Origin of the sequence: Pedobacter sp. (assembly GCF_035566355.1) — a bacterium.
In the GTDB taxonomy this organism is placed as follows: domain Bacteria; phylum Bacteroidota; class Bacteroidia; order Sphingobacteriales; family Sphingobacteriaceae; genus Pedobacter.
Genome location: NZ_DATMRL010000056.1, coordinates 1 through 10,991, shown reverse-complemented (window position 1 = coordinate 10,991; position 10,991 = coordinate 1). Strand labels below are relative to the sequence as shown.

Genomic DNA, 10,991 nt, shown 5'->3' with positions numbered 1-10,991 from the left:
ATATTATTGACGTAACTTTCAGTTGAATTTGTTTTTTCTGCATAGTCGTTTAGGCTTTCAAAAATATGGTTGACAAGACTTGCCCATAGATTTATGTCGGAATAATGCCATGAATTGAATTTAACGTGAACTATATGTTTTAAAAATATTTGATTGTTAGTTGGAGATATCTCTTGTATTCTTTTTTGTAGATTCTCCATGAAAAAACTTTTGCCTGTTCCCCAGTGGCCGAAAAGAGCGATGGCCATTGGAGGCATGATTTTTTTCATTGAAATGATTGTAGCAAATGACTCAACGTCATTACTGAAGCTTAGTTGGTCCTCAGTCTCCGAAAAGTTTATGTCAGATGCATAATTCGCATCAAAGATGTAATCTGCTTTTGTGCTGATCTTGGGATCTAAAAACGTTTTTAATATATCATTATACAAAGATTTATGAACTTCTATAAGTTCTGGTGAAGTTTCTGAAAGAAATTCTTTACTTAAAAATTGGTTCTTATATAAGTCAAGTGGAATTCGAGGTTTAAAAATTTTAACGATTTTGACATCTATAGTGGAAGTTACTGACTTAGCTTTACCAATTTCAAAAATAAATTCAATTGCGTCGGAAGGGGTATCGGTAACTCCAATTAATTGATCTCCATTTTTCAATTTTTTGGAAAGCTCAGCATAGATTAAATCTTCAGTTTTTTTGTCGAAAATAAAGGAGTCACCTTCGTTTAAATCCCTTGAATCAAGTTTTTTTGACTCGAATTTTAATATCCAATAATTTGTGTAATCGTCGCTTTCAATATTTCCGTCTTCGATTTTTCGCAGTATATCGTCACTTCGTTCAACTAGATAGAGATCAAGTTCACCATTAGCATGAAGTCCGAGTTTTTGTTGAAATTGAATTATGGCATTTAATATACTAGAATTCCAGGTTTCAGTAATTTCTCCTTTTAGAAATCCTAATTTTAATAGATTAAGCTGTATTTTTTTAAGAATTTCCGGATCTAAAAAAGGATATTCTCCATCTAACGTTCTAAATTGATTTCTGAGTGTGTTTATAATGCTATCAACAATTTTAGGTGTAAGATGCATTTCCCGATGAGAAATGAAAATATTATTGTGTTTTCTTAACTCATCAGGCACCGTTGCAAAGGGCATTGCCATGACTAGGTTAATTTTTAATTTCTGATTTTCAGCAGTATCTATGAATTTCTGCTCCAAAGGATTTAGTTGTGGATTACTAAAAATGTATACTATGCCATCTATAGTTGCCATGATTGCTTCCAAATCCTCGTCTTTGCTAAAAGAACCTAGGTTTACAAAATCCTGATAATGAAATTTAAATTCATTATTTCCAAAAGGTTGTATTAGTGACTGTATCTCTCGTTGTCTACCTTGAGTGAAAACTATTATATTTTTCGACATGTCTGTGAGTCAAGTTAATTTTTTCCTAAAGTATATATTTTGAAATAAAATAATAGACTGTATCGATGAGACTTAGCTTTTTAAATTTATGTGAATTGAATTTTTTACTTAGCCGGTAGGGAAGAGTTTATGCTATATTTTTTTTTGGACTTATAATTTTACAAGTGTAAGGTGTTCAGTGGGTTGTAGTTTTGGTTATATCAAATTATAACTATGAACAGATTAAATAAAAAGGGTGCCTGGGTTGTTGAGGTACTGGCGTGTCTACTTCTTTTTTTATGGATTTATACTGCAGTTTCTAAGCTTGCTAATGCGGAAGAGTTTAGAGCGCAATTGGCTAATCAGGTTTTTCAAAGAGGTTTTACAAAGATTCTATTTTACTTGTTGCCTACAGTGGAGTTGATGGCCGCTGTTTTATTGTGCTGGAGATCTTTTCGACTATTGGGATTTGGGCTTTCGCTATTGCTCATGTTGGCTTTTACCGGATATGTGGGGTTGATTTTGATCGGGTTCTTTCCCCGGGTGCCTTGTTCTTGTGGCGGGGTGCTGCAGGTGTTGGGTTGGAAGGCTCATTTTGTGTTCAACCTATTCTTTACGGCAGTTGCCGCAATAGGCTTTATACTTACTAATAGAGAAAGGAGGGGGGAAAATTTATGGCCCTGAACAGCGGGATGGCTTTTAGAAAGTGGATCGCGTATGGAAAAATGGGGATGGCTGAAAACCCATATTGAACAGAGTAGGCAATTATTCCTAGTTATTTTAAAACTTAAAGTTTTTGTTGCTTTTTCAATGGCAAAAAGCATCGGATATTATGAAAAGATTAAAATTGAATTTGGCTTTGTTAATGGTTGTTTTGGGAACTGGTGCTGCATTTGCCGGGGCAAGTAGCTACCAAACTCCAACTATTTATTTTGACTGTAATGCTAGCGCTTGGAAAAGTATTCCGGCTGGAAGAACAGTGAGCTGTGATCAGAACCAAACTGTTTCTTGCAAAGGTACAGGTACACCATCGGCTCCAGTACCACTTCCTCAAAAAGGTTGCGGTACCTTGAATCCGTAGGTATTTATTGTTAGTTTTTTAAGCACCAACCACCCGCCCGGGTTGGTGCTTTTTTATTTAAAGGGCTGTTTCTAGTAATTTAATAAAAGCGTCTTTGTTCCCTTCTTCGGTTAATGATGGCGGACTGGAAGAGAAAATTTTACCTTGCTTATCGATAATCATCACCCTGGGAAATGTTTTAGTGGGATTATATCGATTGATGAAGGGGTGGTCAAAAGATTGTTCCCCAGTATTCATATAAATGGTGGTTGGGGTAGTGTAGTGGGTGTAACCGAAATAGGCTTTTTTGTTGGGATCTATGCTTTTAAGCCACTTATTTTTGTCTTTGTCTACGGATAGGCTAAGGAAAATTATATCTGGATGCCCACTCAATGCTTCTTCAACTGCAGGAAGATTTTTAGCTACTTGTATGCAGCCTGCACAACCTGTAAACCACATATCCAATACAATGATTTTTCCTTTAAAGTCTGCTAGTTGAACTTTTTTGCCTTTAAGATCTCTAAAATCAAAATCTTTTATGGTCTTGCCCTTTTGGTTGTTGTCTTGTATTTCAATAAGCTTTTCTCTGTATAAAATTGTTTTAACGTCCAATAAAGCAGCTTTTAAGAGTGAATCGGTTAATCTGCCAGCTGCATTCATAGTATACATATATCCTAATATGGCTTTATCTCTTAACTTTCCTGGTGAATAGCAAGTCTTTAGTAGTGTATATACGTCTGATGGATTTGGATAACCTTTTATTTTGTGGTAGGCGAAATCTGCTCTTGCTTTTTCCACCATCAAGTTTCCAAAAACAGATGAATAGGATTTTAAATCGGATTGAGCGGTATCAATTGGATAATTCAGTAATTTCTGTTTGTAATTATTTAAGGTTCTTTCGGTGATAGCGGTATCGCCGAAATCTGCAGCAAAGCGTAAACTCGCCATATTGCTGTAAGTAGCGGATAAAAAGTAAAGTGCATCAGCTTTTAATATTGGGTAGATTTCTGGTGTAACTTTATTTTTTAAAGCTTCCAATGAACTAATGGCATAATTTGTAATCGCTTCCAAATTTGGGAAAATGGTGTCATATTCCCATGCTACGGATGGGGGAATGATGTTGAACTGCTTGGCAAATTGCCGTAAATTGTATCTCCAAGTGAATTTTTCTGCTCCTTTTCCTGAAAAACTGACGGTTTGCTTTTGATTGTCGTAGGCGATGTAAATGCTGTCTCCGGGTTCTACTAAATAATTATCTAGATTATGATTTTCCCAGCTGAACGGAATAGTTTGTTCATTGAATGTGCTATGAAAACTGACGTAAAATGGCTTTGATGATTTCTTTAAGACGAAATGAAAATTACCCGCTTGAGTGGATTGGTCCAAGCTTGTTTCTGCCTGAAGGTGCCCCGCGTTGCCAAATTCTGCCATGATATCTAGCGTTACGCTATCTGTCTTTGGTCCATTACCCATAATGCCGGTTATGATAATTGGGGCTGTTTTGAATTGAGCTTTGAGTGTTGATACACTTGCTATTGTGGCTAGTGTCAGTAATATGGTTTTATAGAGTTTCATAATTATCTTTCGTTTTGTGTTATTCCTGAATTTGCAATCACATCATTTGGGATGGGAAAGGTGTATTTGTTGCTGTTGGGAGCAAGGGTGTAATTAATACCGTTTACGCTATGGGTTATGGTTTTTTGGAATTTTGGATCCAGGTTCAGGCGTTTTAAATCTGACCATCTGATGTTTCTAAAGACGAGTTCTTTTCTTCTTTCTTTGAGAATGATGGCCAGTGCTTCTTCCGGGCTGCTGGCGGTTAGATTTTGGAATTGGCCTGTTTTAAAGCGTTTGCTTAGAAGCGTATTCAGAGTTTGCATGGCTAGTGCGGTCTTGCCGTTCCTGGCCTGGCTTTCGGCCAGGATAAGGTAAACCTCGTCTGTGGCGATACCTCCAAAAACTTCGTAAGTTCCTGCGTAACTTCCTTTGAAATTGAAGATGCCGTTGGTTGATTTGAAATAGATATCATGACGCAGATCATTGTCTGCGTAACTATCGTATAAGGCTGGGTCTATGCCTGTAAGGGTAGAGCCAGAGAAGGTATAGGAATAGTTTTGGACTGCGTAATACAATACTTCCGGATTGTTGTTACTTAAAGCAGCAGGTATGGGGTAATCCATATCTGGGTTTAGGTTGCTAAAATCCAGTAAGCGATTTTCGGATGCCAAGGATTGGCCGGCACAGCCTTCTGCCTGGGGATAGTTTTGCATGATGAGTGCTGTTCTGGCCAATAGTGCATAGGCCGTAGCTTTCGTTGGTCTTGTTTTGTAGGCTGTTTGAGTTGGCAAGAGATTTATTGCGCTCTGCAGATCTGCATTGATCTGATCGTAGGTTTGTTGCAAGGTGCTGCGAATGGATTTTGCTTGTACATCTGAGGTTAAACGAAGTGGTAAACCCAGTTGCTGATCTGCTGTTGCTTTTTGATAAGGAACGGTAAATTGCTGGGCGAGGTTATATAAAGCAAAAGCACGAGCGAATAGGGCAGTACCTTTGATCTGGTTATAGGTTTGGCTGTTTGAGGCTAGACTGGTATTGCTGTTTAATCCATCTAAAACGATATTGGTGTAGAAGATTTGTTGGTAAGGCTTGTTCCAGTCTGACTGGCTTTGGCCTTGATACAGGTCTTTGGCCCAGATATAGGTATTCTGTTCGACCGGAGCTGCGTAAGTAAAGCCGTCATCTGTGATATAGATGTCGTCTGTGGCCAGTTCACTTAGGAGTAAAGTATGGTTGAATACCTCGTTACTGTTGTCTAAAATGGCCTGGAAATCGGCCAAGGTAGTAGGCACAAGAAAAGCTTTGTCTGGCTTTTTTTCTAAAAAGCCTTTTTTGCAAGAGGTGGTGATCAATATTATGATCATAGCAGTGTATATGAGTGTATGTTTCATCTTTTCTTTGATTAAAAGGTTATAGGTCTATTTTACATCCAAGGCTAAGTGTTCTTGGTGGCGGGCCGCTGAGCTGATAGTCTGGATCCAGATTAAAATGATTGGCCTTCCAGATCAGCCCGAGGTTATTTGCATACAGGTAAAACTGGATGCCTGTACAATTCAATTTGGAGACGATGTTCTTTGGAAGGGTATAAGCCAGGTTGATGTCTTGCAGACGGATATGGTCTGCTTTATCCACAAGCACATCTGAATAGGTGTAGAAGTTTTGACGCAGGTAGTTTGGGGTGCCTGGCATAGAGGGAACGATGGTGCTGAGTTCATCGCCAGGTTTCTGCCAGCGTAAACTGTAATCTCCTTGACTTCCAATTCCCTGGGCTACAGCCCCGAAGTTCACGGTGTTCTTTCTGAAATAGTAACCTAATCTATAAGCGATATTGGCAGAAAGGGAAATATTCTTGAAAGAGATGGTGTTTCTTAATGAACCAAAAAAGCTTGGTGTGGCAGGGCCATTATACACCAGATCATTTATGGTTTGGCTGGTCAAAATACCATAGTAGTCTTTGCTGATCTGACCATTCAGATAACCTCTCGGATCGCCAGTTTGCGGGTCCAGTCCTGCTGTTTTATTGCTGAAGATCGACAGCAGGGGCTTGCCAGTTAAGGGTTGGCCAAAAGCTGATAAGTAAGTGTAGGGTGGGCTATCGAGATTGTATCTGGTTACAATGGTTTTGGAATAACTTCCAATAAAAGCGGTTGTCCATTTAAGCTGGCCGTTTGTATTCAGTGAATTTAAATTAAGGTCTATGCCTTTGCCCTTTGTGGCCGCATTGTTTCCCGTGTAGGTGGTGATGCCAGATGTTGGATCTATGACAGAGGTTCCAATAAGATCTGTTCCTTTTTTCTGATAAAACTCTAGTGTTCCGCTGATGCGGACGTTTTTACTGCTAAAATCGAGACCAGCATTCCAGACTTTAACCCGTTCCCATTTTAAGGTAGGATTGGGTGGATTGGTGATACTGGCAAAAGGCAAACCTGTGTTTGGGTAATTGTAATAATAGTTCTGAGCCGTGGCATTGGTTAAAGCAGATAGGTTTTTATAGACATTTCCATTTGCACCATAGGTTAAACGCAGTTTTAGGTAAGGTAGCCAGTCTGCGTGGTAAAAGCTCTCCTGGTTGATGATCCAGCCTAGACCTAGCGAGTACAATGGAGTTCCCTTTTGATTGGCTTTTACACCAAAAAGATTGCTTTGATCTAGCCTTGCACTGGCAGAAAAGAGATAGCGGTTATTGTAGGTGTAGGCAGCATTTGTAAAGTAGGAAAGATATCGGTCTGTCAATTCCTTTTCGGTATCTACATAGGGTATAGCTGCAGTGTAGCCATTGAAGAAATATTGGGGAAAGCTGCTGAGGTAGCTTACCGGGTTGATTAATGCATGCTCTTCATCGTAGCCATAATTTCTGTTGCTATTGAAGAGGCTTCGCTGCTGTCTGATTTCATATCCGGCAATGGCAGTGATTTGATGTTTTTCTTTAAAAATCTGGTTGTAATTGAGTTGTCCCCTGAAACTGATGTTATTGGTAGTATTGTTCTTTAAATCCATAATACCGCCCAATGGTATGGGATAGGTTAAGGAATTGTCGCTGTTGATTTGTGTGTAATTGTTGATCAGGTTTCTTGTGAAATAGGACTGCAGGCTCTGGTTATTTCTTTCCCTGATATCAGCATGATCGTATAGGAAAAGCCCGGATGCAGTTAATTGGGGCAAGATTTTATAGCTTAGGCTGGTATTGACCCTGAATTGGTTTAACTTGATGTTGTCATTTGCGTAATTCAGTTCATCTAATGGTTTATAGTTCCAGTCCAATAAGCCATTATCCGTTGTGCTATTTTTAAAAGCGGGTCGGAAATCGCGGATGACAGTTAAGGCATCCCCTTGATCATCTGCAAGCCTGGCATATGGATAGTAGATGTCTGTTGTTACGTTATTGTAACCAGCATTGTATAGGGCAGGGGCATTATTGGTGTTGGATTGGATAAAATTGAATTGGGTAGTGAGCTCTAGTTTATCCTTCAACAGCTTGGTGCTTTGATTGGCGTTAATTGTGATGCGGTTGTAGCTGGCAGGCTTAATACTCCCCGTGTTTTTGTCCAGTCCGGCAGAGAGGTAATAGTTTTGCTGCTGGTTGCCTCCGGTTATGCTGATGGCGTATTGCTGGTTGAAGGATTTCTGTAGAAAATATTTGTCAAGATCTTTGCGCGTATCATAGTTCTTCAGGGCTTCGATTTGTGCATCTGCCGTTGCAGGGTCAAGGACTCCATCACGTTTGGCTATAAGCAGTTCAACTACTGGTGTTAGAGAAGCATGGGTACTGGAGTTTTCAGTATCGCTATAGTATCCTTTTTTAAATAAGGACTTCTCTACGTCGATGAAGTCAGTAGAACTCATTTGAGGCTGATAAAACAAATCTGGTTTGTTACCAACAGTGAAGTTCGTGTTAAAGCTGACTTTCGGAGCCTGGTTTGAACGTCCTTTCTTTGTCGTGATGACGATGACGCCGTTGGCGGCTTTTGCACCCCAAATCGAAGCACTTGCGGCATCTTTGAGTACGGTGATGCTTTCCACATCGTTCGGGTTGATGTTGTTCAGGTCGCCGTCATAAGGAAAGTTGTCTATTACAATTAACGGGTTCGCATTACCCATAATGGTGCTTTGGCCGCGGATGCTGAGCTGGCTTTGTGAACTGTAGAAATTAAAGTTGGAGTTGTTTTTACTGAAGCTGAGGCCTGGTACAATATCTTCTATTCTGCTTAGAATATCGGTGCTGATTCTTCTGTTCAGGTCTTTGTTGCTCAGCTGGGTGAAGGAGCCTGTAGCGCGTTCTTTGGGGAGGGTTTGGTAGCCGGTAGATACGATGCTGACTTCTTTCAGGTTTTGTTCTGGTTCTATGATTGAGGCTTTGGCTGGTGACACCTTTATAGTGTCTGCGGTTTTAGCTGTTTTGTACTTTTTGGGTTTTGTTGGCTTCTGGGCATAGGCGCTAAAATTTAAGCAAAGCGCGGCCATGACGATGGTTTTTATCGTTTTATTCATGTGATATTTGGTTAGTTATCTGTCCTTAGTTATGGAGTTTGTTCTTGATACCTGGTATAAATTGCTTTTAGTAAATCGTCAAGATTTTCGTAGAAAGACACGAGGTTTAGCCATTCTTTTGCATTTATTACTTCGGTGGGCTTTGCGGCTGTACTGAGCTTAAATAGCTTCCATAGCAAAGACTGGCTTTCTTCCAGATTGTAATCTTTAAAGAAATTGATGATTTGTCTATTGTTAAAGCAATTACAGTTGTTTGTTGTCTCCATAAAGAGTTCATTTGGAAAGATTTATTTGATAATAAACTGAATTCTGGGGCGATTAGGTGTGTCTGTAAAGTTAATCTGGTGGACAGATTATTAAGGTATAATTGATCATATGAATTGTGTTGGTTAATTGCTTTGCAAATGATATGATAATGTTGGAGGGAACTCCAAAATTTTGGAGGAGGGGAGTTTGTTTTGGTGTGTGAGGCTTTAAGGCGGTTGAAGGGGCCTTGCGACTAGCGCCGCGGGTAAGGCAAGAAGAGTGAAAATTTTGGTTAGATTTCATCTCTCATTATTAATGTCATAATGAGTCTCAGATATTTAAAGTGCACTATAGTGTTACAGGCTCTAAATACCATCCCTCTAGGCTTCTGACGACCTGGCAAAACGGAATTACAATAGAGCCCGTAACACTATAGTGCACCCAAAAGTACAGAATATATTGCTACAGGCATTAATCTATTGTCTCGTTTGCCGCAATTATCAGAATTTAGAGGGCGAGACTCTTAATACCTCCCGATATAATCGGAATTTAATATTTATTTTTTATCCTCTTTAAACAGGAGAATTATAATCATTATGCTAATATATAAACAATTAAGTGATTTATAAAATTATTTTATGACCTAAGCATTTTTAATTCAAATTCCATCTTGTCACATGGCAAATTGGAATAAAAAAGGAATTTTAATTTCTACAATCGATCAATACATTATTGATTCTGTTAGAACAATAAGAGTTAATCTTGATTTATCACAAAAGAAATTATCTTCTAATCTAAGTCACTCCCAAAGTACCTCACTAATCGGAAATGTGGAAAGCATAGCTATTAGCCATAAATATACAGAACCGCAACTTCATGAGCTTGCACATATCTTTACTGAGGAAGCGAAAAGAATTAAAGAGAAATTAAACCCTGATGAACTTCCAACCGATTTTCAAACAGAGTATACATTGTATGACTTTTATCCTAAAGAGTCCTTACCTGATGTTCTTGTCGCCAAAAGCAGAAATATAATAATCAATAAAATTTATCCTACAGGAGCCATTCGATCTTTAATGGAAGATACAGAGTTCTTAAATATTCCTCGGACCACGAAAGAGGTCACTCAAGAAGCAAATCGGTTATTTGAAAAGAAATGGAATACAACTGACTTCAATTCTCCACTAGATAGAGCTGTTACAAAGGGTGATCTAGTTAAAACAGAACCGCCGCTTCAGGTTACTTATCAAAAATCATCAGCTAAAAATACGCTTGCAAAAAAATAATTAACGTATTTTGAAATATGAATAAGCCTGAGCTTCTGGAAAACCAAACGGCACATTATTTTACCGTATCCTCGATAGATTTTGAAAAAAGCTATAAGACAATGGATATGCGCATTGCCAAAGGATTTTCAGACCGGGAATTGTCATTCTTATTGGGATATCACCCGTTATATGTGAGGGATGTAGAAAATCCGTTGCATAGTAAACGGTATAAGGCCAGGGATACTAATTATCTGCTACATATTTTTAATTGTACACTACCGGAAATTCTAGATGGTAAGCTTGAAGAACTGACCTATAAGCTTTTTGTTGTCGCTACTTCTAATTCGGATGGTACTAAATCCTATGATATCTTTAAAGAGGAACCAAATGGTAAGCATAAAATCTTTCGCTCTTTTACCGAATTGCCGGCTTTTAAAGCTGTTGGTGTAAAAAGTGTTGCTTCGCCAATAATGGTTAAGGATTTTATACTGGATCTTTTGGATGAGGGGTATTTCTCGGAGCCTAAGACTGGGCTGGAGTTGTTTAGGACTTGTGTTAAGCATTTTAAAGGTCATGTAAGGCCCTTTTTTATTACTAATGCTTTTAAGCTGATTCATAAAATGGATGGTAGGAGTATAAAGGTGAGTAAGAACGAGATGAAGAGGTTTGTATATAGTGAGTAAGCCGTGTATTTCCATAAAAGTGGGGAAGAACCCAAAAGTGGCCACCTCGTTTTGGACCAAACTGGTCGTCAATTTGATTGCTGGGCTATAGTATAAATTGTTCCTTTCCTCCTGAACAAATACAAAAGACAGCTTCAAATTTCCTTGTAAGTTCAAGCATCCCATTTAGCTTATCGCGAGTGATATTTATCCTACTCAAATGAAACCAAAGATTGAAGCCTGGCAAGGAATAAATTCAAAAATCGCTCTGAAATCCCTCCAAAATTGCTTAAACGTGGGATCAACCAAAGACCAG

Annotated in this window: 9 protein-coding genes; 4 read left to right on the top strand and 5 right to left on the bottom strand. The window is 38.7% G+C overall.

All coding sequences use genetic code 11. The features are described 5' to 3' along the window. The coding region (locus tag VNZ46_RS02065) for a P-loop NTPase fold protein (protein ID WP_325558411.1) at window positions 1–1,415 on the bottom strand (1,415 nt) is incomplete at its 3' end. Window positions 1,416–1,628: 213 nt separating this feature from the next. Between VNZ46_RS02065 and VNZ46_RS02060 the strand changes: the two genes are divergently transcribed. Further along, on the top strand, window positions 1,629–2,078 hold the full coding sequence (locus VNZ46_RS02060; protein WP_325558410.1) for a MauE/DoxX family redox-associated membrane protein: 450 nt from the start codon (window positions 1,629–1,631) through the stop codon (window positions 2,076–2,078). 148 nt (window positions 2,079–2,226) lie between these two features. Next, window positions 2,227–2,475, top strand: coding sequence for a DUF6520 family protein (locus tag VNZ46_RS02055; protein WP_325558409.1), 249 nt, complete (start codon window positions 2,227–2,229; stop codon window positions 2,473–2,475). 57 nt (window positions 2,476–2,532) lie between these two features. Here the strand turns inward: VNZ46_RS02055 and VNZ46_RS02050 are convergent, their stop codons facing one another. The 4 genes from VNZ46_RS02050 to VNZ46_RS02035 are packed head-to-tail and all read right to left on the bottom strand — an operon-like array spanning window position 2,533 to window position 8,765. After that, the gene (locus tag VNZ46_RS02050; RefSeq protein ID WP_325558407.1) at window positions 2,533–4,029 is read right to left on the bottom strand and encodes a TlpA disulfide reductase family protein; all 1,497 of its coding nucleotides are present in this window, start codon (window positions 4,027–4,029) and stop codon (window positions 2,533–2,535) included. A 2-nt stretch (window positions 4,030–4,031) separates the two neighbouring features. Further along, window positions 4,032–5,402 carry a RagB/SusD family nutrient uptake outer membrane protein gene (locus tag VNZ46_RS02045; protein WP_325558406.1) on the bottom strand — a complete coding sequence of 457 codons (1,371 nt, stop codon included), beginning with the start codon at window positions 5,400–5,402 and terminating at the stop codon, window positions 4,032–4,034. 19 nt (window positions 5,403–5,421) lie between these two features. Continuing rightward, the gene (locus VNZ46_RS02040; RefSeq protein ID WP_325558404.1) at window positions 5,422–8,499 is read right to left on the bottom strand and encodes a SusC/RagA family TonB-linked outer membrane protein; all 3,078 of its coding nucleotides are present in this window, start codon (window positions 8,497–8,499) and stop codon (window positions 5,422–5,424) included. Window positions 8,500–8,528: 29 nt separating this feature from the next. Further along, window positions 8,529–8,765, bottom strand: coding sequence for a hypothetical protein (locus tag VNZ46_RS02035; RefSeq protein ID WP_325558403.1), 237 nt, complete (start codon window positions 8,763–8,765; stop codon window positions 8,529–8,531). Between the two features lie 657 nt (window positions 8,766–9,422). Between VNZ46_RS02035 and VNZ46_RS02030 the strand changes: the two genes are divergently transcribed. Together VNZ46_RS02030 and VNZ46_RS02025 are read left to right on the top strand one after the other, a co-directional pair. Continuing rightward, on the top strand, window positions 9,423–10,031 hold the full coding sequence (locus VNZ46_RS02030; RefSeq protein ID WP_325558401.1) for a hypothetical protein: 609 nt from the start codon (window positions 9,423–9,425) through the stop codon (window positions 10,029–10,031). 17 nt (window positions 10,032–10,048) lie between these two features. Next, window positions 10,049–10,696: a hypothetical protein gene (locus VNZ46_RS02025; protein ID WP_325558400.1), complete on the top strand. Its 648-nt coding sequence runs from the start codon at window positions 10,049–10,051 to the stop codon at window positions 10,694–10,696. The last annotated feature ends 295 nt before the right edge of the window (window positions 10,697–10,991 follow it).